Origin of the sequence: Novosphingobium anseongense (genome assembly GCF_037482895.1) — a bacterium.
Classification (GTDB): Bacteria; Pseudomonadota; Alphaproteobacteria; order Sphingomonadales; family Sphingomonadaceae; genus Novosphingobium; species Novosphingobium anseongense.
The window spans coordinates 1,763,405-1,784,896 of the sequence record NZ_JBBHJZ010000001.1 but is presented as its reverse complement, the minus strand read 5'-3'; the positions used below and the strand labels follow the sequence as shown (position 1 = coordinate 1,784,896).

At 62.0% G+C, this 21,492-nt stretch carries 23 protein-coding genes; 15 read left to right on the top strand and 8 right to left on the bottom strand.

Features of this window, described 5'->3' with window-relative positions; all coding sequences use genetic code 11:
• Nucleotides 1–41: 41 nt before the first annotated feature.
• The 8 genes from WG901_RS08425 to WG901_RS08390 all read left to right on the top strand — a co-directional run bounded on the left by WG901_RS08425 (nt 42) and on the right by WG901_RS08390 (nt 8,891).
• Nucleotides 42–773, top strand: coding sequence for an ImuA family protein (locus tag WG901_RS08425; RefSeq protein ID WP_339586561.1), 732 nt, complete (start codon nt 42–44; stop codon nt 771–773).
• Nucleotides 694–2,238, top strand: coding sequence for a DUF6504 family protein (locus WG901_RS08420; RefSeq protein WP_339586560.1), 1,545 nt, complete (start codon nt 694–696; stop codon nt 2,236–2,238). The genes WG901_RS08425 and WG901_RS08420 overlap by 80 nt, the downstream gene beginning before the upstream one ends.
• The gene (locus WG901_RS08415) at nt 2,235–5,546 is read left to right on the top strand and encodes an error-prone DNA polymerase (RefSeq protein ID WP_339586559.1); all 3,312 of its coding nucleotides are present in this window, start codon (nt 2,235–2,237) and stop codon (nt 5,544–5,546) included. The genes WG901_RS08420 and WG901_RS08415 overlap by 4 nt, the downstream gene beginning before the upstream one ends.
• A gap of 417 nt (nt 5,547–5,963) precedes the next feature.
• Entirely contained in the window at nt 5,964–6,971 is a 1,008-nt protein-coding gene (locus WG901_RS08410; RefSeq protein ID WP_339586558.1) for a hypothetical protein, read from the top strand.
• 96 nt (nt 6,972–7,067) lie between these two features.
• A complete protein-coding gene (locus WG901_RS08405) occupies nt 7,068–7,478 on the top strand; it encodes a low affinity iron permease family protein (RefSeq protein ID WP_339586665.1) in 411 nt (136 codons plus the stop codon).
• Between the two features lie 635 nt (nt 7,479–8,113).
• On the top strand, nt 8,114–8,503 hold the full coding sequence (locus tag WG901_RS08400) for a hypothetical protein (protein WP_339586557.1): 390 nt from the start codon (nt 8,114–8,116) through the stop codon (nt 8,501–8,503).
• Nucleotides 8,463–8,672, top strand: a complete 210-nt coding sequence (locus WG901_RS08395; RefSeq protein WP_339586556.1) for a hypothetical protein — start codon at nt 8,463–8,465, stop codon at nt 8,670–8,672. Before WG901_RS08400 ends, WG901_RS08395 begins: the two co-directional genes overlap by 41 nt.
• A 90-nt stretch (nt 8,673–8,762) precedes the next feature.
• Nucleotides 8,763–8,891: a hypothetical protein gene (locus tag WG901_RS08390; RefSeq protein ID WP_339586555.1), complete on the top strand. Its 129-nt coding sequence runs from the start codon at nt 8,763–8,765 to the stop codon at nt 8,889–8,891.
• 270 nt (nt 8,892–9,161) lie between these two features.
• Here the strand turns inward: WG901_RS08390 and WG901_RS08385 are convergent, their stop codons facing one another.
• Complete coding sequence (locus WG901_RS08385) at nt 9,162–9,458, bottom strand: plasmid stabilization protein (RefSeq protein ID WP_339586664.1); 297 nt, start codon at nt 9,456–9,458, stop codon at nt 9,162–9,164.
• A 170-nt stretch (nt 9,459–9,628) separates the two neighbouring features.
• Here WG901_RS08385 and WG901_RS08380 point away from each other — a divergent pair, with 170 nt between their 5' ends.
• Together WG901_RS08380 and htpG are read left to right on the top strand one after the other, a co-directional pair.
• Nucleotides 9,629–11,464: a YbhB/YbcL family Raf kinase inhibitor-like protein gene (locus tag WG901_RS08380; RefSeq protein ID WP_339586554.1), complete on the top strand. Its 1,836-nt coding sequence runs from the start codon at nt 9,629–9,631 to the stop codon at nt 11,462–11,464.
• A 474-nt stretch (nt 11,465–11,938) separates the two neighbouring features.
• Nucleotides 11,939–13,831: a molecular chaperone HtpG gene (gene htpG / locus WG901_RS08375; RefSeq protein WP_339586553.1), complete on the top strand. Its 1,893-nt coding sequence runs from the start codon at nt 11,939–11,941 to the stop codon at nt 13,829–13,831.
• Between the two features lie 549 nt (nt 13,832–14,380).
• On the opposite strand, the gene WG901_RS08370 is transcribed toward htpG, so the two are convergent.
• The 6 genes from WG901_RS08370 to WG901_RS08345 all read right to left on the bottom strand — a co-directional run bounded on the left by WG901_RS08370 (nt 14,381) and on the right by WG901_RS08345 (nt 17,010).
• Nucleotides 14,381–14,596, bottom strand: coding sequence for a hypothetical protein (locus tag WG901_RS08370; RefSeq protein WP_339586552.1), 216 nt, complete (start codon nt 14,594–14,596; stop codon nt 14,381–14,383).
• Nucleotides 14,597–14,837: 241 nt separating this feature from the next.
• Complete coding sequence (locus WG901_RS08365) at nt 14,838–15,248, bottom strand: hypothetical protein (protein WP_339586551.1); 411 nt, start codon at nt 15,246–15,248, stop codon at nt 14,838–14,840.
• A 239-nt stretch (nt 15,249–15,487) separates the two neighbouring features.
• The gene (locus WG901_RS08360; protein WP_339586550.1) at nt 15,488–16,087 is read right to left on the bottom strand and encodes a carbonic anhydrase; all 600 of its coding nucleotides are present in this window, start codon (nt 16,085–16,087) and stop codon (nt 15,488–15,490) included.
• 143 nt (nt 16,088–16,230) lie between these two features.
• On the bottom strand, nt 16,231–16,503 hold the full coding sequence (locus WG901_RS08355; RefSeq protein WP_339586549.1) for a DUF3253 domain-containing protein: 273 nt from the start codon (nt 16,501–16,503) through the stop codon (nt 16,231–16,233).
• A 26-nt stretch (nt 16,504–16,529) separates the two neighbouring features.
• The gene (locus tag WG901_RS08350; RefSeq protein WP_339586548.1) at nt 16,530–16,733 is read right to left on the bottom strand and encodes a DUF2256 domain-containing protein; all 204 of its coding nucleotides are present in this window, start codon (nt 16,731–16,733) and stop codon (nt 16,530–16,532) included.
• Nucleotides 16,717–17,010 (bottom strand): hypothetical protein, encoded by a 294-nt coding sequence (locus WG901_RS08345; protein WP_339586547.1) that lies wholly within the window; start codon nt 17,008–17,010, stop codon nt 16,717–16,719. Before WG901_RS08345 ends, WG901_RS08350 begins: the two co-directional genes overlap by 17 nt.
• A 136-nt stretch (nt 17,011–17,146) precedes the next feature.
• Here WG901_RS08345 and WG901_RS08340 point away from each other — a divergent pair, with 136 nt between their 5' ends.
• Both WG901_RS08340 and WG901_RS08335 read left to right on the top strand, forming a co-directional pair.
• Nucleotides 17,147–19,345 carry a DUF1543 domain-containing protein gene (locus tag WG901_RS08340; protein WP_339586546.1) on the top strand — a complete coding sequence of 733 codons (2,199 nt, stop codon included), beginning with the start codon at nt 17,147–17,149 and terminating at the stop codon, nt 19,343–19,345.
• Nucleotides 19,346–19,492: 147 nt separating this feature from the next.
• A complete protein-coding gene (locus WG901_RS08335; RefSeq protein WP_339586545.1) occupies nt 19,493–19,633 on the top strand; it encodes a hypothetical protein in 141 nt (46 codons plus the stop codon).
• 166 nt (nt 19,634–19,799) lie between these two features.
• Here WG901_RS08335 and WG901_RS08330 read toward each other — a convergent pair whose 3' ends face one another.
• The gene (locus WG901_RS08330) at nt 19,800–20,009 is read right to left on the bottom strand and encodes a dodecin (protein ID WP_339586544.1); all 210 of its coding nucleotides are present in this window, start codon (nt 20,007–20,009) and stop codon (nt 19,800–19,802) included.
• A 272-nt stretch (nt 20,010–20,281) separates the two neighbouring features.
• On the opposite strand from WG901_RS08330, the gene WG901_RS08325 reads away from it, so the two are divergent.
• From WG901_RS08325 to WG901_RS08315, 3 genes are all read left to right on the top strand, one after another.
• Nucleotides 20,282–20,608, top strand: a complete 327-nt coding sequence (locus tag WG901_RS08325; protein WP_339586543.1) for a hypothetical protein — start codon at nt 20,282–20,284, stop codon at nt 20,606–20,608.
• An 88-nt stretch (nt 20,609–20,696) separates the two neighbouring features.
• Nucleotides 20,697–21,005: a hypothetical protein gene (locus WG901_RS08320; protein ID WP_339586542.1), complete on the top strand. Its 309-nt coding sequence runs from the start codon at nt 20,697–20,699 to the stop codon at nt 21,003–21,005.
• 193 nt (nt 21,006–21,198) lie between these two features.
• On the top strand, nt 21,199–21,468 hold the full coding sequence (locus WG901_RS08315) for a DUF6894 family protein (RefSeq protein WP_339586541.1): 270 nt from the start codon (nt 21,199–21,201) through the stop codon (nt 21,466–21,468).
• The last annotated feature ends 24 nt before the right edge of the window (nt 21,469–21,492 follow it).

Genomic DNA, 21,492 nt, shown 5'->3' with positions numbered 1-21,492 from the left:
AAAGGGAACATGAATCACCTACGAGAGTCTTTCAAGATACAATGCGTTCTTCGACGGTCCTTCACGGCCTCCGCGCCCAGATCGCGCAGATCGAAGGTGGGCGTGGGGAGCGCAGCTTCCTTCCATTCGAGGTCGACGAGATCGATGGCCACCTGCCTGGTGGGGGCTTGGCGGCAGCGGCTCTTCACGAGATTGCCGGCAGTCCCGAGCTCGCTGACGATGCCGCCGCAACGGTTTTCCTGGCAGCCGTCCTGGCTCGTCTGGAGGGACCAATATTCTGGTGTTTGAGATGGCGCGATTTGTTCATCCCGGCATTGCACCAGGCTGGACTTCATCCCGATCGGGTGATCTTCGTCGAGGCTGGTAGCGATACGAACGTCCTGCTGGCGATGGAAGAGTGCCTGCGTCATGCCGGGCTTGGCGGGGTTGTGGGAGAAGTGGCGAAATATTCGACCACGGCTTCGAAGCGCCTGCAACTCGCTGCGGAGAAAAATGGTGTGACCGCCTTCGTTTTTCGACGCGGCTGCAGGCGCGAACATGTCGCCCAAGGCACGGCTGCGAACACGCGATGGCGGATAACGGCTAGTGCCAGTGAGGAGACCGGCCTGCCATCGCTCGGCCGGCCGCGATGGCACGTCGCGCTGGAACGCGCGCGCGGCGCAGATTGCCGCGCCTGGATCGTGGAGGGAGCAGATGCGCAGGGTCGTATCACTCTTCCTGCCGCACTGGTCGACCGACCGGCTGCGCAGGAAGGGGCTCGGGCCGTCGCCTGACGGCGCCAGACTCCCGCTCGTAACAGTCGTTCCCGACCATGGTCGACGCGTTGTCGCGGCCGTCGATTTGGAAGCGCGCCGCCACGGTCTGACGCCCGGGATGACGCTGACGAAGGCTCGATCGCTCGTGCCCGAGTTGCAGGCGATGGACGCCGATCCCGAGGCGGACGCTGCGGGCCTGCGCAGCCTGGCCTTGTGGGCGGGCCGCCGGTACTCGCCTATCGTCGCGCCCGATCCACCCGACGGTATCTGGGTCGATATAACCGGCTGCGCCGCGCTCTTCGGAAATGAAACATCGCTGGTGAAGGATCTCCATCGCCGAACAGTGGCCTTTGGCTTGTCCCTGCAGATTGGCGTGGCGGACACGGCCGGATGCGCGCACGCCGCCGCGCGGCATGTGCCGGCTGGCCGCCCGGTGATCATTGAGCCCGGACAGAGCCGTAAAGCCTTGGCCCTGCTGCCGATCAGCGCCTTGCGGATCGAAGCCGGCGTAGCCGAGGCGCTGCGCAAGCTTGGTTTCGAGCGGATCGAGCAGCTGATGGGTGAGCCGCGCGGGCCATTCGCCAAGCGTTTCGGGCGCGGCCTTTACCGCCGTCTCGACCAGGCGCTCGGCATGGTGCCAGAGCCGATCGATCCCTTGTTTGCAGACTCGCTTCCCCGCGCGCGCCGGGGTTTGCTCGAGCCGATCGGCACGTCGGAAGCTTTCGCGCAAGTGATCGGCGATCTTGCTTCCGACGTCGTGGCGCAGCTCACCGCGATCGGCAAGGGCGCGCGCCGGCTCGACTGTTTCTTTCACCGGGTAGATGGGATCACCCAGACCATTCGCGTCGGAACGGCGGCACCCTCACGCGATATCGCGCATCTGGCCAAGCTCGTCATCTCACGACTGGAAACGGTAGACCCTGGTTTCGGTGTGGAGGCGATTACCCTCGCGGTACCCCTGATGGACACCATGGGTTCGAGGCAGGCCGAGGGGCTTGCCGATGACGTGCAGCGCGGACCAAATCTTGCCGCGCTGGTCGACGCGCTGGCCAATCGGTTCGGCCATCGTCGCCTGTATCGCGACACGCCGCGGCCAAGTGCCATGCCGGAGCGCGCCATTGCGCAAGCCGGGCCGCTTGCGCCGCCCGGCGGCGCATCCTGGCGTATCGATCATCCTCGGCCGAGCAGGATGCTGACGCCGCCCGAGCCGGTCCAGGTGACGGCGATGCTTCCCGATCACCCGCCTGCCATGTTTGTGTGGCGAGGCAAACGGCACCGTGTCGTCCGCGCCGATGGTCCCGAGCGCATGCAAGGAGAATGGTGGCGCGAGGCCGGGCACGAAGCGGACAATCCTTATGCCGTGCGCGACTATTTTCAGGTTGAGACGGCAACGGGCGGCCGCTACTGGATCTTCAGGCTTGGAGACGGCGAAAATCCTGCGACCGGCCCGATGCGCTGGTTCATTCACGGGGCCTTCGCATGAATGCTCCGGGCTACGTCGAGCTGCAAGTGACCACCCACTTCAGCTTCCTGCGCGGCGCCTCGAGCCCGGAGGAGCTCCTGTCAGCGGCCGCCCTATTGGGCCTGCCGGCGCTCGGCATTACGGATCGCCATTCCGTCGCTGGCCTCGTGCGCGCATGGGACGCGGAAAAGGTTACCGGCGTGCGGTCGATCCCCGGATGCCGGCTCGACCTCGTCGATGGCACCGCGCTGCTCCTCTATCCGACCGACCGTGCGGCCTATGGCCGCATGTGCCGATTGCTGAGCGTCGGCAAGGGGAGGGCGGGGAAGGGAGGCTGCCATCTCGACTGGAACGATGTCGAGCAATGGAACGAGGGCCTGCTTGGGCTCCTTCTTCCTGATGGTGCCGATGCGCGGACGGAATCTCAGATAGCGCGGACTGCAGGGATATTTGGTGACCGCGCCTATCTTGCGCTTAATTTGCGCCGTCAACCTCGCGATGCGCTTCGCTTGCGCGACCTGGCTTTGATGGCGGCGCGAGCCCGAGTGACGACGCTCGCGACGAGCGACGTCCTTTACCACAGTCCCGACAGGCGGATGCTGCAGGATGTCGTGACCTGTATTCGTGAGGGATGCACGATCGACGAGCTTGGCGATCAGCGTGAGCGCGTCGCCGATCGCCACCTGAAGCCCGCTACGGAAATGATGCGGCTCTTCGCACGCTATCTGAAAGACACGGGGCCGGTGGAGCGCACCGTCGTTTTTGCGGAGCGGTGCCGGTTCGGCTTGCAGGAGCTGCGCTATCAATATCCGGATGAGATCCGGGTGCCCGGGCGTACGCCGCAGCAGGAGCTCGAACGGCTAACGTGGGAAAAGGCCCCCGACCGATATCCCGAAGGCCTCGACGATCGCATTCGCGCTCAGCTCGAACACGAGCTTCGGCTGATCGGCGAGCTCGATTACGCGCCCTATTTCCTGACGGTGCATGCGATAGTTTCGGAAGCTCGCAGGCGCGAGATCCTGTGCCAGGGCCGGGGCTCAGCCGCCAACTCGGCAGTCTGCTATGTCCTCGGGATCACCTCGATCGACCCGGTGCGCTCGGAACTGCTCTTCGAGCGCTTCGTCTCGGCCGAGCGCCGAGAACCTCCCGACATCGACGTCGATTTCGAACACGAGCGGCGTGAAGAGGTCATTCAATGGATCTACGAAACCTACGGACGGGATCGCTCGGCGCTTACGGCGGTGGTCACGCGCTTTCGGGCTCGCGGTGCTGTCCGCGACGTGGGCAAGGCCCTGGGGCTGAGCGAGGACATGACCGCGGGACTCGCTTCGTCGGTATGGAGCTACAGCCGCGACGGCGTCGAGGAGCGGCACGCCGAAGAACTGAACCTCGACCTTGGCGATCGTCGGCTCGCACTCACGCTCGAGCTTGCCCGTCTTCTCATCGACACGCCCCGCCATCTGTCCCAGCATCCTGGCGGCTTTGTCCTGACCCGCGACCGCCTTGACGAGCTGGTCCCCATCGAGCCCGCGGCCATGGAGGATCGCCAGGTGATCGAGTGGGACAAGGACGACATCGACGCGCTCGGCTTTATGAAAGTCGACGTGCTGGCGCTCGGCATGCTGTCCTGCATGCGCCGGGCCTTCGAATTCATGGCGCAGGACAAGAGCGTTGACCTGGACCTCGCGACGATCCCGGCCGAAGACCCGGCGACCTATGCGATGATCCGCAAGGCCGATACCCTGGGCGTTTTTCAAATCGAGAGCCGGGCCCAGATGGCGTCGCTGCCTTTGATGGCGCCCAGGACATTCTACGACATCGTCATCCAGGTTGCCATCGTGCGGCCAGGCCCGATCCAGGGCGACATGGTTCATCCCTACCGCCGCAGGCGGGCAGGGCTGGAAAAGGTGACCTATCCAACGCCGGAACTCGAACGCGTCCTCAAGAAGACCCTGGGCGTTCCTCTTTTCCAGGAACAGGCGATGCGGGTCGCGATCGAATGTGCCGGCTTCACCCCGAGCGAGGCCGACCAGCTGCGCCGCGCAATGGCCACCTTCAAGCTCACGGGCGGGGTCTCTCACTTCCGCGACAAATTGATCGACGGCATGGTGAAGCGCGGATACGATCATGATTTCGCAGAAAAGACGTTCAAACAAATCGAGGGCTTCGGCTCATACGGGTTTCCCGAAAGCCATGCTGCTAGCTTCGCGCTGATTGCCTATGCCTCGTCCTGGGTAAAATGCCATCATCCCGATGCCTTTTGTGCCGCTCTCCTGAACGCGCAGCCAATGGGCTTCTACGCGCCCGCGCAGATCGTGCGGGACGCACGCACCCATGGGGTCGAGGTCCGGCCGGTCGACGTCAATCATAGCAGGTGGGACTGCACGCTCGAGCCGACCGACGGCCGCTATTTGGCAGTTCGGCTTGGCCTGCGGATGGTGCGCGATCTCGCCAATGCAGAGGCTGCCGCGATCGTGCTTGCGCGGGGCGACCAGCCTTATACTTCGGTCGAGGAAGTCCAGCGCCGGGCGCACGTTGGCCGCGGCACGCTCGACCGGATCGGCGATGCGGATGGCTTCGGCTCAATGGGACTTTCTCGCAGGGCGGGTCTCTGGGGCGCGAAGGGCCTGAGCGAGAGCGCGCTACCGCTCTTCGCCGCCGCCGATGAGCGTGCAGGCAGGCTGCTCCCTGATGCGGCGGAGCCCGATGTGCTTTTGGCGCCGATGGGGGAGGGGGCGGAAGTCGTCGAGGACTACCGCGCCTCAGGCCTCAGCCTGCGCGCCCATCCGCTCGCATTCCTCCGCGATGAATTGAAGGCTCGCAAGATCATCGCTTGCCGCGACCTGCAGCAGGCGAAGGATGGCCGCTGGATCGAGCTTGCCGGCATTGTCCTCGTTCGTCAGAAACCCGGCTCGGCAAAGGGCGTCATGTTCATCACGCTCGAGGACGAGACCGACGTCGCCAATTTGATCGTTTGGACCAATGTCTTCGAGAAGCATCGCCGCACGGTCCTGAGCGCTTCCATGATGGGCATACGAGGCCAGGTGCAGCGCGAGGGCGAGGTCATTCACGTCATCGCCCAGCGCATAGACGATCTGTCTGCGATGCTTGCAAGCGTGGGACGAAGAGACGACGTCTCTGAAATCTACCGCATGGTACGGGCGGACGGGGTGAAACATGGGGCCGCTCCCGATCCCCGCGATCCGGACAATCGTCCGCTCGGCCGGAACCCGCGCGATATCTTCATCCCCGACCTGCGCCTTGGCTCTGGGATCATTCCCGGCCAGCCAACGGAAGGCATCAAGGTCAAGCCGCGGGACTTCCGATGAGTCTCGCTGCAAAGGCGGCGGCAGAGTACGACGAACACGGAACGGCCTCTGGGACGCGAGCCCATCGATCGCGCACTATCTGCTGCAACGAAAAGAAGCGCCCCGCGGCGGGCCGGGATCCTTTGAGGAGAGCAGGCCCATAAAAGTTCGGTGCCCTTAATCTGCCGCTGCAATTGCACACTGCACTGAAATGTCATGGAATTTTCGACGTAATCATGTCTGGATGCATGCCGCGTGGCTAAGAACCGGCGGCTCGTAGGACTTTCCCAATCATCTCGTGCGAAAGGCTGCGCAGTGGGGCCGGCGTTAGCCGTAACCGGACCCGCCACTCCATAAGATCCAATGACGCCGAAGCCTCGACCCCGGCGCTTCGATCACGAGCCGCCACTGCGCGCTACCTCAAGCGTTATAGCTACCATGAGCCTTCGAACGATCGAGTTGTTAGCCGGCCAGGTGCTGGCGATAGTAACGCTTCGCGACGTTTTCGATACTGTGGTGGTGCCGGGAGGAAGCAAAGCGACATTGCGTGTGGCGAGGCGATGCGTGGCGCTGTTACTTCCGCTTTGGAAGCATCTTCGTCACCGGGCAGGGATTTCAACGACATTTGCGCCGATGATCTTGGTGCTCTCATTCGTGATCTGGATGGGACTATTGTCGCTGGCCTTTGGCATGATGGCTCATGCGCTGAGCACGTCCTTTGATCCGCCGCTTCGATCTTTTTCCCAAGCCGTCTATCTCGTCGGTAGCGGCCTCGTTACAGTGGGGCTTAGCGAGACCGATGCCTTGGGCGGTGCTCGCTGGGTGGTTTTGGGCTCAGGCTTCTGCGGCCTTGCGGTCATGACCATGGCCGTGACCTACCTGCTCGTCGTGCAAAGCAGCCTGGCAGGCCGCGACACGGGTATATTGAAACTGATGACCGCAGCGGGAAATCCGCCCTCGGCCCTGCGCCTTTTGGAACGGCATGCTGCGATCGAAAACGTCTCCGGGATTTCGCGGGTGCTCGACGACGGCCGCGACTGGTGTGCGAGTGTTCAGCAAAGCCATGCCGCGCATCCTTCTTTGATCTATTTCAGGTCGGTCGGGACGGGCGCGGGATGGCCAGCGGCGCTTGGTGCGCTCCTCGATCTGGCGCTCATCGTCGAGCACTTGCTCGATTTTCGCGAGGCGCGCGGCTGCGCTGCGCTGATGCGGGAGGAGGGGGCCCGCATGGCCAGCGAACTTGTGACCTTGCTGAAGCTGCCACCCGCCGCTCCAGCCAAAGCTCTTGAAGGCGCGAACGGGTTGAAATCGCGCTTGATGGCGGCGGGCTACGCCATCCGGCAAGACGCCGACCTGGAGGCGTTTCTGCGGGCCCGGCAGGAGCATGCCGTCCTGGTCAGCGCCTTGGCGGATCACCTTGGTCTGCCCGCAGCGTCGCTCGACTAGGGTGCGGCGGCACACACGCGCGACCGAGTGTTCCCATTGCAGCCACACCTGGCACTTGGCGCAGGGCTGCGCGTTATCATGCTCGGAGGCAATGCGATGAGTAAGCTCTTTACTAAGTTCTCGTCAGCGATGTCGTTCGCTGCGGGGCAGCCAATCACCTTTATTCTGGCGATGACGGCTGTCATCATCTGGGCGGTGACCGGCCCTATTTTCCAATATTCGGAAACTTGGCAGCTTATTATCAATACCGGAACAACGATCATCACATTCCTGATGGTTTTCCTCATTCAGAACGGACAGAACCGTGATGCCGCTTCCATGCAGGCCAAGCTCGACGAACTGGTGCGCGCGGTCGATTCCGCTCGCGAAGAGTTCATCGGTATCGAGCATTTGACAGATGAGGAGATCACAAAAATCCGCGATAGTCTGGAGCAGGAAGTCGGCACACGGACCGACAAGCAGAAGACCGCGGATGATTCCGTCGATAAACTTCTGCGACGCCGGTAGCCGGCCAATTAGCTGTCGGCAATGTGAACCTCACAATGTCAGCTCATTACTACCCAGCCGCAATTTTCAAACGGACAAGCAAGTAGCCCATGGTTTCACTGCCGAGATACTTGAGATCGATGCGGCTGAGGTGCCAAGTCTCCCGAGTGCCCCCATACCCCCGAGCTGAGCCCCAATCAGGAAACCCCCGAATTTGGCCGGGCAGGCCGGAACGAGCCAGACAAGCTGCCACAGGAGCCGTCCGCCGCCAGACTGACAAGCGGCGAGGCAATCCAACCGAAGCTAGCAGACAGTTTAGCCTGCGTACTCCTCGGCGATGGCGAGAACCAGAGCCTTGGCCCAACGTCTCCAAAGGTCGAAGGTAGCTGGAATTAGCGCTCGTGATAGCAGCTTGCGCTGTCGTCCGGGTCCGTCAAATGTTTACCTTGGCTTCGGCAACGTTGCGTCACCCCCCGGTAACCCGCTTCCACCGGAGATGCGGGCCAAGCAGAATACCATGGCTCGGTCGCAAAAGCACCGAGCGCCCTACTCCGACGTTCGCCTATAGCAGCTGGTGCAGCCAGTATCGAGCGGGAGTAGGCGCGCAATTGTTCATCGATTTGGCGGAGGCTGGATTGGCCTGCTATTGGTAACGCGTGCAAGAGGCGCGCACCAGTCGCAATTTTCTTGGAACCGGCAAGGCACATTTTGCATTTGGTCGACCGGATAGTTCAAAAACGGCGACGGAAACGATGCATCAAGAGAAATTGCGTGCCTGCGAGGGTGCCCAGTTTTTTGGTCATTTGGAGCGATACAGCGCGGGCTGGCGTGGTTTCGCATTCGCGCAGATCGAATGTCCGGACCGCGTGGCGAAAGAGGAGCCCGATATGTTCGAGGCTGAAACGCGCCAGGAGATCGTCACATGGCTCACTCAGATGGCTTTGCTCCGCGGCTTCCCCACTTGGCACAATGTCGATGGCCCGTCGCCCCAACAACGGAGGCAAAATGGCAAACTGGGTGAAATGCAGCGCGTTCAACAGCCCTGACCGTGTGATCTACGTCAACCTTGACCAGGTCGTGAGCATCTCGGGCACGGAGAACGGCGGTGGTAGCGTAATCACTTATGCTGGCGGCGAGACCAACCAGTTCGTGGTGAGCGAGTGTCCCGCAGCGATCATGCAAGGCGAAACGATAAGGTCCGGCGTGACGCGCTGATCGATCAGCGACGGTTGCCATATAGCATGACCGGCCTCCTGGTAAGGAATCGCGCAACAGCGCTAGAAGCACACGGTCTCGTTCGGCGACATGGATCGGCTAACTTTTCGTGAAACCCGCGAACAGCGCTATTCGGTGGAGCGCATGGCCGATGAATATATGCTCTACAAAGAAAATCTTGAGCAGTCGTTCGACGACCAGAACTCTGCCTCGCTGTGAAGGCTAGCTAAGAATTTTTCACGTGCATCCCATCCAGGCAGTCCGGGCGCGAAAGCAAATCGACTTTGTCGGAGCTGGGCGAGTGCTACCTTCCTCGCATCTCTCACGCCATGGCTTCTAGCCCGCCCAAACGGCCAGCGCGGTGGCGCAATTCCGCAGACCCAGCTGAACGCGGCGTCGCTCTGACGCAGACCCTAGCATGGCGCTCGCGCAGTTCTGGCCGGTCATTTGTGACCCACACATGTTAAATGCGCGCGGGTTTAGGCGAAGTCAGGCGTTGCCCTGCTTGCGACGGGTTTCCCAGCCCTTTTTGGCAGCTGCCGAGCGTTTCTCTGCGCTCTGGCTCGATCCGGATTTCTGGCCGCCCTTGCGTGAGCTTGCGTGATTTTCGGCCTTGCCGCGGCCCGATCCTGATTTCTTGCCGCCACCGGATTCCTTGTTCACCGTCGCCCAGGCACGCCGCTCGGCTTCCTTCTTGCCGACACCGCGATCCTCGTAGCCTTCCTCGATATGCTCGGCCTTGCGCTTCTGCTTGTCCGTGTAGCTCGACTTGTCACCGCGGGGCATGCTGCATCTCCTTTTTTGATGCCATGTACGCAGTCCGAACGCGCCAGACACGCCTTTGGCTTCGGCGAAAGTCAAATCGGCTCGCCGCAATTCGCTTAACTTCAGAAACATCGACATAGTTTGCTCGTTGCGGAACCTGGGCTTCGACCACACGAACAGGGATATGCATCATGCGGCGACTGGCCATTCTCCTGACCCTTCTTTCTTCTTCCGCCTTAGCGCAGCAGGCCGGCAGTGTAGGTGGCCGCGTGGTCGAGCCCGCAGGTCAGACCCTGCCTGAGCCGAACGCCGCCAATGTCCGCGTGCCTGGCATGATCCTCGAGCCGCGCGCGATGAGACCCGACGCGGCGACAGTGGCGAAGCTTGAAGTGCCTCGAGGCTTCAAGGTGGAGATGTTCGCGCAGGGCCTGGGCAATGCGCGGCTCCTCGCTGTCGCCGATGATGGCACGGTCTATCTGACCCGCCGCGCCGAAGGCGATGTCGTGATGTTGCGCGATGCCAATGACGACGGCCGCGCAGACGTGCAGCGCACGGTAGCGCGCCGTCCCGGCATGCACGGCATCGCGATCAGCGGCAGGACAGTCTATCTCGTTGCTCAGAAGGAAGTTCTTAAAGCCCCGATCCTGCCCGACGGCAGCCTCGGACCGCTGGAGTTGCTTGCCGGGGACCTTCCCGATGCTGGCCAGCACAGCGCGCGCTCGATCGCAATAGGACCCGACGGGATGCTCTATCTCGGGGTCGGCTCGACCTGCAACGCCTGCACCGAGACGAGTCCCGAAAGCGCGACCGTCCTGCGCATGACCCCCGACGGCAAAAGCCGGACGATCTACGCCTCGGGTCTGCGCCATACGGTGGGCTTCGATTGGCAGCCGCGCAGCGGCGCGCTCTACGGCATGGATCATGGCATCGACTGGCTCGGCGATGAGCAGCAGCCCGAGGAACTTAACCGGATCGAGTTGGGTAAGCCTTATGGCTGGCCGTATATCTACGGCATGGGCGGCGAGAACCCGCAGGACGATCCGCCAAACGACCTGACCATGGCGGAGCTCAACCAGGCGGCGACCCGCCCCGTGCTCGGCTACACGGCACATGCTGCCCCCATGCAGCTGGCGTTCTATCGTGGCGCCATGTTCCCTGGCGCCTATCAGGGCGATGCCTTCGTCACCTTCCGGGGGTCCTGGAATCGATCGAAACCATCGGGCTACGAAGTGGCACGCCTGCGCTTCGACGCGAGCGGCGCGCCGACCGCGTTCGAGCCGTTCCTCCGTGGTTTCCTGCAAACAGGTGCCAATGGCCCAAGCCAGTCGGGCCGTCCGGTCGGCTTGGCGGTCGCAAAGGACGGCGCATTACTCTTCACTGACGACATCAATGGGGTGATCTACCGCGTGAGCTACACCGGCGGCGACCGCGCCGGCACGATGCTGGAGCCGGTGGCGCGCCGGGCGCCCGAGATGGAAGCGCGGCCGAAAGGGTTCGCACTGGCCAAGGCGCGCGACGAGACCCGCACCGCCACGCCGCTCTCTTTGAGCAGCTCGAGCTTCATCGCCAATCGACCGATTTCCTTGAAGTACAGCGCATATGGCGAAGACCAGTCGCCCGCGCTTCGCTGGACCGCTCCGCCGGCAGGCGCCACTCACCTCGCGATCCTGATGGAGGATCCTGATGCCGTTTCGGGCCACCCGTTCGTCCACTGGACCGCATGGAATATTCCAGCCAGCCTTGGCGCGCTGCCCGAAGGGCTGCCTAAGGAACTGCAGTTGAACGACCCTAAGGGCATCCGGCAGGGGCGCAACACGCGGGGCTCGATCGGATATTACGGTCCGCGCCCACCGATCGGTGATCGGCCTCACGATTATCATTTTCAGGCCTTCGCCTTGTCCGGGCCACTCGATCTTCAGGTCGGCGCGACCCGCGAGCAATTGCTGAATGCGATGGCCGGCAAAGTGGTCGCGAGCGGCGAGATCATCGGCACATATGCTCAGTCTGCTCCGCCGCAGAAGCGATGACGGAACCTCTGCCCGGTTTCGGTCGCGGGCTACGATATCCTGCTCGCGGGTCCATAGTAACGGGTATCAGACGAAGAGGGGCTAAGCTGCCCCGGCGCACGACATCCTGTGTCGTGTGGAGCAAGGTCGTCAGCCATCAACAATATCCGAAGAGAGCCTGAGCGGCACCATTACCGCTACAAGGCCGCACCTGGCGGTAGAACCGCGGGATCTTACGGCTTCGTCCGATCCTCTAAAATCTCGTCGGCAGATCAGGACCTGTCGTGCCGGGCTGTCGGTCCTGTCCGGTGCTTGCACCCTAATGCGCTCGAACCTGCCGGTGCCCCCCGCGATTGGACCAGATCCAATGACAGGGAGCCGGTAGCCGAACTCGATGGCAGCCTTGGTTGAAAGCGAGCCGCGTACCAGCCTTGAAATCGTCGAGATCGAAAACCAACTGCGCGCAAGAGACACTTTGGAGAGTGAACAGTACCCATGACGACGATGACCGGTGCCGCGCCCGATACCCGCTCTTTCGAAGCCGATGTCGCCAAATTGCTGCACTTGATGGTGCATTCGGTCTACTCGGACAAGGACGTCTTTCTTCGCGAACTCGTGTCGAATGCCGCCGACGCCTGCGAGAAGCTGCGCTACGAAGCACTGGGCAAGCCCGAGTTGCTGGGCGAGAATCCCGAGCCACGTATTTTGGTGACGCTGGACGCGGATCGGCGCCAACTCGTGATCGAGGATAACGGCATCGGCATGAGCGCTGCGGAAATGACGGAGGCGCTAGGTACGATCGCACGTTCGGGTACCAAGGCCTTCATGGAGCAGATTGCCGCGAGCAAAAGCGGCGAAGGCGGCCAGCTCATTGGACAATTCGGCGTTGGCTTCTATTCGGCATTCATGGTCGCCGACCACGTCGACGTGATCTCACGCCGTGCCGGCGCCGAGACCGCGTCCCTCTGGTCATCCGATGGCTTGGGCACCTACACCATTGGAGAATCGGAGGGCGGCGATTGGCCGATCCGTGGCACCCGCGTCGTTCTTCACCTCAAGGAGGAGGCGGCGGACTACACGCAGCGGTTCAGTGTCGAGCCCAGGATCAAGGCGCAGTCCGGTCATGTGCCGGTGCCGATCTTCCTGCGTGAGAACCCTTATGCTGAGCCTCTGCAGATCTCGGATGGCGCCGCGCTCTGGACCCGCGCCAAGTCCGATATAAGCGAGGAAGATTATGCCGATTTCTACCGGACGAACGCTGGCCAGTTCGACAGTCCCGCCCTGACGCTGCACTATCGCGCGGAAGGCGTGCACGAGTACAATGTCCTCGCCTTTGTACCGGAAATGCGCCCTTTCGATCTGTTCGATCCCGATCGCACGGGCCGGATAAAGCTTTATGTGCGCCGCGTCTTTATCACGGACGAGGCACAGATCCTGCCGCGCTACCTGCGTTTCGTCCGGGGACTCGTCGATTCCCAAGATCTGCCGCTCAACGTGTCGCGCGAAATGATCCAGGAAAGTCCGGTTCTATCAGCGATCCAGAAAGGGGTGACGAACCGGCTGCTGAGTGAGCTCGAGAAGCTTTCGCAGTCCGAGCCCGATCGCTACCTCGCGATCTGGAACAACTTCGGCGCCGTACTCAAGGAAGGTCTTTACGAAGACTACGGCCGCCGCGAGGCACTCTTGAAGCTCGCCCGCTTCAGGACGAGCACTTCGGGCCATGAGTGGCGCTCGCTCGCCGACTACGCGGCGTCGCTCAAGGAGAACCAGACAGCGGTTTACTTTGCGGTGGGAACCGATCTCGAGCGCCTCGCGTCCTCGCCGCAGCTTGAGGGCTTCCGCGCCCGGGGCATCGAGGTCCTGCTTCTAACCGATCAGGTCGACAGCTTCTGGGCCGCATCGGGCATCGACTTCGACGGCAAGCCGTTCAGGTCGGTGACCCAAGGACTGTCCGATCTTGGTATGATCCCCTTGCCCGAGGGCGAAAATTCGAGCCTCGAGACTCCGGACGATGTCGCCGCCTTCGTCGATTTCGTGAAAGCGACGCTCGGCGAGTCTGTGTCGGATGTCCGGGTTTCGGATAGGCTGACCGAAAGTGCCGTATGTCTGGTAGCGCCCGACAGCGGTATGGATCGTCAGCTTGAGAAGCTGCTGGCCAGCGCGGGGCAACTGGGCCAGGCAAGCAAGCCCGTTCTCGAAATCAATCCACGGCATGATTTGATCACACGGCTCAGCGCCTTGAAAGAGGATCAGGCGGATCTTCGCGCCGACGCTGCACACCTGTTGTTCGATGAAGCCCGTGTCGCGGATGGAGAATTGCCGACCGACCCACGCGCTTTCGCGGCGCGTCTCGGCCGCCTGTTACTACGCGGTCTTCGCGCCGGCTGACCGATTGCCGGCCGGCCATGCTCGCCGGCACTTCGGATTGGGGCCGGAGAACGGTCGCGCGAGGACGCTGCGCAATCTGGCTGAATACGATGCCTTGCCGGCCGGGGGTCAAGCTCCCAGGCGGAGCGACTCTCCCGTCTCGTCTATTTGGAACGTCCCGTCCGGTTGCCTCGTCACGGCACGGCCATCAGCCATGATGTAGTCTGTTTCCAAGCCGTTCTTCATGACGACGACGGTATGAATTAGACCCTCGTCATCCCGGGTTTTCAGCCTGTCCGTGACACGCCACATGTTCGCCCCTAGCTATGCCAAGATCATGGAAACCCCAACGATGACATGAAAGGAGCTCCGGCGGCTGGCACGGAGCTCCTGCAACCATCCATGCGAGCTTCCCCGTCATTGGCGGTCAATCTGCTAACGTCGAACGGTTTGAAGGGGTTCCCGCGTTGGGGCAAGAAGCGGAAGCTCTTTTGCGGACCACCGTTTGGCCGGGACAGTGCAGCCTAGCCGACGAACCCCATAAGATGCCCTGCTATAAGGCCCATCCGCTCATTGACCAGTGTTCGCGGCCGCATTGTCGGCCGTGACTTCATCCGCGCCAGTCCGATCAGTTTGCAAAAAGCCAAAGCCTACGATCAGTGCGAAGACTATGACCACGAGCACGAGGCCGGCGGCCAGGGCATTGCGGTTGGTCTTGTTTCGCGACCCGGCGCGCGCTTCAATCTTGTTGAGATGTGTTTCGGTTCCGTGCTTTTCCGTGTGCATGGGATGCTCCTTTGAAGCGCCAAGCGCTTTCGGGCGCCTCGTGTTCCCCGGTTCGGGGCCAAAGGCCGATCGGCGGCACGAAAAAGCCGGTTGAAGGGCGATGGCGCGCGCCTGTGGCAAGAGGCCTCCCCGCTTTCGGGCCGCGATCGCTGTCTGTGGAAGATCGCCTGGGACAGCTGCATAAGACCCGTCCAGGCTGGGCTCAGCCGGGCGCGCAGCCTTTCCTGACTAAGCCGCCGCGTTAATTTCTCCGCGGCAGCCTTGGGTAAGGAATAAACTTGCCAAGCCCGACCGAACCACTCGGCATGTGAGTGCCGCTGTCGACCAACCGCACGGTGTCGATGCTGCACAGTTGGGACGAATGGGTGTCGGTGACGAGGACATCCCCACGGTTCAGAAAGTTTGCCCCCGAGGACGGCCGGTTGACCACGACGGTGCCGTTGCTCAGACGATAGACGATGGCCGTGCGGGCAACGATCTCGCTCGAACTGATGTCGCGCAGAAATATGCAGTCCATGGGTTCCCCGGCCGTGCGCCCGGCGGTGATCCTGGCCAGTTGATCCTGAGGCGGTCGCGGCTTAGCCTCGATGGAAGGTGATGATGCCAATAGCGCGGCACTCAGCGTGAGGGCGGCAAACAATCCGATTTTCATGATTATCTCCTATATAGAGATATGATCCCGAGAGGCTTTCAATTCCGCCGGCCTCGCTCCGCTGGTAAGAATTGGAAAAAAGATCCGTCGGCGCGCCGATCGGCCATGACTCTGGCCGCAAATCGGCATCGGTGGAGGCGGCTTGCTGGGAAAAACACGGATATTCTGGGCAATGACGCGTCTCGACCTCGATCGCGGCGCGGAACATGTCGTTCAAGGCTGCGTCGGCTGACGCCAGTTTAATCGAGCCAACGCACCTCGCCAGTGGCCAGACTATAGACAGCGCCGACGACCTTGAGCTCCCCGCGCCTTTGGGGCTCCATAAGCATCGGTTCCGAGAAGGTCTGCAGCCGCTCGACCATCCGCCGCACGTTCTCCTCCACGGCGCGATCCACCAGGTCCGACGTGCCATTGGCCCGCTGTGCGGCGAGAACGGCAGGGATGATCGGTTCGATCATCTTGCTGATGCTGCCGGGGAAGCGCTTGTCTTCGATGACGATTTCGCTTGCCGCGGCGACGGCGCCGCACTGCTCATGGCCAAGGACCACGATCAGAGGGACATTGAGCGCAAGTACCGAATATTCGATCGACCCCATGCCGGCCGTATCAACGTTGTTACCGGCAGTTCGCACGATAAACAGCTCACCCAGGCCGGCGCCAAACAATTGCTCGGGACCTACGCGAGAATCGGAACATCCCACAAGCGTGGCAAAGGGTTGCTGACTGCGGGCAAGCATAAGACGTCGCTCTCGCGACACGTCGGCTTCGACTGGGTGGTCGGCCACGAAAGCGGCATTCCCGGCCTTCAACCGCGCCAGAGCCTCGTCGGGTGTCATCATCGAGCCTTTTCCGAGATTATCATCCTTGTCTGGGCGCGCTTGTTTCCATCGAGGGCCGGTGCGTCAAGCAAGATCCCTTCCGATACGAGAGCGCCGGGCCAAGTTGATATCAGCAAAACGCCTTTGGACTTCTGACGCAGAACCTAACGCTCGACCTCCGAGCCCGATCGCAGATCGACAATCGCGCCGACCCGGCCAATTCGGTAGGGCCCCGTGCGCCGGTTCAGCAAGGCCCCCTTCCAGCTCAACTGGAGCGCTTCCTCCTCGACCATCGCATCCACGGCCTCGTGGACTATCGGCATCAAATCCTTCCAGTCCGCGTCTCGCCCGATCTCTCGAGCAAGGACCCTGGCTACCTCGCTCGGGCAGACCGTCGCGCTCGGCGCCCGCGCCGCGAGAAGCGCCTTTGCGGCCACGCGAGCTGCATCGTGCGCCGGCCTGCTCAAGGCTGCGCATCTCCGTTCAGTCCGCCCACGCAGGGCGCACGCATCAAGCCCGAACGGCAACGCTGCGAGCAGTACTTCACCTGCTCCCAGTCCCGCGCCCACTTCTTGCGCCAAGTGAACGGCCGCTCGCATGCAGCGCAGATTTTCACGGGCAGGTGAGGTTTCTTGTGCGTCAATGTCTCATCACAGTCCGAGGGCATCGAGGGCCGAGGCAAGCTCGGCTTGCGCCACGTCCCGATCCTTGGGCGTCAGGCGATTGAGCAGCGTCCGTACCCGCTGCTGTGCCACCTGCAGGGTTTTGTGGCGAACTTCGCGGGTGGCATTTGTGCGCCATGAGCGGCTTTGGCCCAATAGCGCAGCCCATTTCGCTTCTTCGGCAGCGAGAACGGAAAGGGCGAGGCGCAGGCCATCGCGCCGGCCATGGGCATAGTCTTCAGACATGGTCACCTGGATGGTTTCGCTTTCCGAACAACGCACGAATGCGACCCTGGATGCGAATGGCAATCGCCGAGAAGGCTTTGGTGCATTCGGCCGGCCGCTCACGTCGTGCGGAGGCTGCCACGTCGCTGTCGTTTGGGAGGTAACTTCTCGCCAGTTCGCGCATTCCGCTTGAATGACCTCTGCGATAGCCTTTGTTGGAGCCGGCCCAACTACGATCTACACGCTCAATGCCTTGATGGCCCACTCGGCGCGGCCGATGTCGATCACCATTTTCGAGCAGCAGGGAAGCGCTGGTCGCGGGACGCCTTATCGACCCGGTTGGAACGATCCCGCCATGCTGTCCAATATAGCAAGCGTCGAGATACCGCCCCTCGAGCAAACGCTGGTCGAATGGCTCGACAGCCAGAGCGAAGCGCGCCTCGCCGAGCTCGGCATCGATCGCGGAGCAATTGACGAACGGACCTTTTATCCGCGCCTGGCGCTTGGCGAGTTCTTTTTCGATCAATTGCAGGCGATCCTAGAGCGCGCCCGCGCGAACGGTAGTGAAGTGACCGTCAGGACGGGCTGCCGCGTGGTAGACGCCATAAGCGGCGATGGCGGGATGACGTTGGTCGTCCAACCCAAACGCGGGGAGATTTATCGCCAGCTCTTCGATCACGTCGTCCTCGCCACCGGACACCAATGGCCGAAAGAACCCGAGGTGCGACCCGGCTACTTTCTCAGCCCCTGGCCCGCTTCGGCGCTGAGCGACATTCCTCCCACTTCGGTCGGCATCCGCGGGTCGTCGCTCAGCGCGATCGATGCCGCGGTCGCACTGTCGGTCTCCCATGGCGAGTTCGTAGAGGAGGGCGAGGGCGAGCTCGCCTATCAACCGAACCCCGATGCGGAAGCGTTCCGGATGACCATGTTGTCGCGCAAGGGGCTGCTTCCCGAGGCAGACTTCTATTTTCCCATTCCCTACGAACCGCTGTCGATCTGCACGCCCGAAGCGATTGCCGCCTTACTGGCGTCCGAGGATGGCAATTTGCTCGATGACGCTTTCTTTCTTTTTCAGCGCGAGCTCGCTGCGGCCGATCCCGATTACGCACGCCGGATCGGCCTGTCGGGCCTGACGCTCGAAACCTTTTGCGAGAGCTATTTCAAGGAGCGGCTTGGCGTTGACCCTTTCATTTGGGCAGAGCGGAATCTCGTGGAAGCGCAAGCGGACTATGCGGCGCATCATGCTGTCCCATGGCGCTATGCGATCCTGCGCATGCACGAGGTCATCGAACTGCTGGTGCCGCATCTCGAACAAGCCGACTTCAAGCGTTTCTCCAAGTACTTCAAGCCTGTCTTCGTCGACGATTATGCGACCGTCCCGCACGAATCGATCAAGCGCATGCTGGCCCTTCACCGTGCCGGGAAGCTCGAAGTGATCGCGGTCGGCGACGACTACCACATCGACAGCCGGCGACCGGAGAGCGGCGCGGTGCTGCAAGTCGGCAGCGTGGAAGTCCACTTCCCGATTTTCATCGAAGCGACGGGGCAACGCGCGCTCTCCGTGAGTGATTTTCCATTCCCTTCGCTCATAAAGCAAGGAATCGTCCGCGACGCGCAGGCGCCAGGCTCGAAAGGCCCGCCGCGCGGGATCGTCATCGATGACGAGTTTCACCCTGTCTCCGATGATATTCCCGAGGATCAGCTGTTCTGCCTGAGCCTGCCTTTCCTGCTCGGCCGACATCCCTTCATCCAAGGCATCACCAGTTCGCACGAAATGGGCCTGGTCGTCGGGGAGAAGCTCGCCGCAGCAGTGGACCAGGATTTCGACACCGCTGCGAACGCGGCGATCCTGGCAGGCACCGACAGCTCCGATGCAGGCGCTCGGCTTCTTGCGGTCTATGTCGGGGGTGAGTTGGAAGGCGCCAACATCGAGCTTCACGACGTCCGCTTTGTCGTCGCCGCCTCGATCAAGGAGGCCTATCCGCAGCTGCGTCGGCAATGGTGGGGTATTCCCAGGAGTCTGCACATCGATTGTTGGGCCGAATTATCCCATGCCGACGGCTACGCCGTTTCGCTCAGGCCGGAGCCCTTTGCAGGAAAAGCCAAGCTCTATTTCGTCAATTTGGGCGGCTACCATCCCGAGGAGTTCGCCGAAAAGCATCGTAACGTCTTCGTCGTTTCCGAAAGCGAAGCCCAGGCGAAGCGCCGGGCGATCAGGTTCGCACGAGGTTGGGCGGAGCCGCATCGCGATGAAATGTACGAGGCCGAACACGTCTTCTGCCTTAGCGAGGCCGCGGCCGAAAAGCGCCTATACGTGCATCTTTCCGCAGGCGGGCCGAGCGGGCAGCCCGCGTTCACTTGCCGGTACATCCCGATCGGCCGAAAGCGGTAGGGTTGCGGCTCGCGCCTCGATGCCGGCGGGGGAGACCGCGCTCACCTCGTCAGAAACCGACACCGCTCTGGACGCTGAACGCGCGCCCTTTTCTGGCTGATCGGAACGCTCTCGCTCCCTTCAGCGCTACGGCCTATGGCGAAGCGAATGGACGGCATTCTCAAGGCTCGCCCGGTCATCGCCGACGAGCCGGGTAAGCGCGCCGAGCATGGATGCCGTGATCCCCCGCTCACGCGCGATCTTTCGCACCATTCTTTTCGCTGCGGCGCCCCTGTTTTGGCGATTTGAGAGCGATTTCGATGTTGGCATGATACTGTCCTTCATCTTGGCTCATCCCGGCCCGTCACGTTTTTGCGTTGAAGGCCGGCGCCGGTGCGCAGCGAACCGATCGCTCACCCTCAGTCCCGTCTGGCGTCAGCGGCACTGCGCCAATGCCAGACGCGGAGAGGCGGCGTCAGTCGTCGTTCAAGCCGAACCCGACCTTGAGGATAACCTGGTAGCGATCGATGCTCCCGCCTTCGATTGCACCGCGAATTTCTTCGACCTTGAACCACTCGAGGTTTTGCACGGTCTCTGCGGCCCGCGCGATCGCCCCTTCGATGGCATCTTCGATCCCAGTCTTGGAGGTACCAACCAGTTCGATAACCTTGGCAACATCGCCCATAAAAGACTCTCCCTTGCAATCGTGCAGATGCGAAATGAGCGGATCGCCGGTCGGTTGCGGGAGAGATCGAAACTGGCGGTGCGCAGCACGCACTTAGGAGAAGCCATTCGGCGTCTTGCGAAGAGTTGCCGCAGCTTACGAGCGCGCTCTCGGAAGAACGCGAAGCAGCGAGTGAAGTGTTGGGCCGGCAAAGGGCCTTGCGCGTTCAGCCGCCCGGCGGGTGACGGGTGACGAGAACTCTTGACGCGTCCAGGTATTACTATGTCACGATGATGACGCACGCGAAAGAACCGCCAACCACGCCGGATGGCCGATACATCGTCGTTCGTGGTCGCTTGTGGCGTCGGTCCAACCCGAACCTGCCAGAAGCGCAGCGCCAGGCGCTTGTCGATGCGCTCATGCAGGCCCGAAGGCGTGTCGGGTCGGCGCGCCTAGCTGCAGATCCGGAAGCGGAGAAGCGAGCCCGCGGCGAGGTCGACGCCGCCAAACGGGCTCTGGGCGAACGCGGCCCCGTATGGTGGGATGATGAAAGTCCAGACTTCAACCGGCATCTCGTGAAGAATACGCCCTATGCCCGTTGGTATGCCGAGCGCGCCTGAACCCGATCGCCACATGGTCGATTGTTCTTTGCAAACGGGAACTATGTTTCCGGTTCCGCGATCTCATGAAGGAGTTTTGGAGCAAGATATGGCCACCACTATCAAAGCATTGTTTCCCGGCCGCCGCGAGGTCGAGCTCGCCGTCGAGCATCTGGTTCAGGAATACGGCATCGAGCGGACCGACATCTTCATCGAACCCCAAGGCGACGACAACAGTGCCGGCGACCAAGTCGGCGGAGCCGATCTGGAAAGCGGACACCCCGATAGCGAGCCCGATGCAACGGGTGCGGCTTACGAGGGGCCGCTTATCGTCTCGGTCGACATGAACGAGGACGAAAGCGATGCGGTCATCCACGCCTTTCGAGATGTGGGGGCAACTGAAGTCACCTATCGCTAACGATCACCGAACGTCCTCGACGCGGGCGCTGGGGATCCCCGATCATTGCCAGCATATCCATCAGCGAAGATCTGACCAAATAATCTCGTCGGACCATCGCTTTGGGGAACGGTGCGCGCTGCGTCGCATTACCAATAAGATCCTACAGAGCCTTTGCAGCGTCGTGCCTGTTGCGGGCAAACACGAGTGAGCGATGCCACTGTTCTTTTTCGACATATACAATGATCTCGTCACCGAGGACGAGGACGGTATGGAGTTTGCGGACCGCGATGTGGCGATGCATCGCGCCCGGGCCGAAGCACAAAACCTCGCTGCGGAATCCATCCGCGAGCGTGGTCATCTCATCCTGGATCATCGCATCGTCTTGCGCGACGAGAGCGGCGATAAGGTTGGCGAAGTCCGTTTCGAGGACGTCGTCGAGATCAAGCCGACTGAAGGCTCTCAGGAGCGGCGGCCCCTCTGAAGCCTCTAATGACGGCTTTAAGGG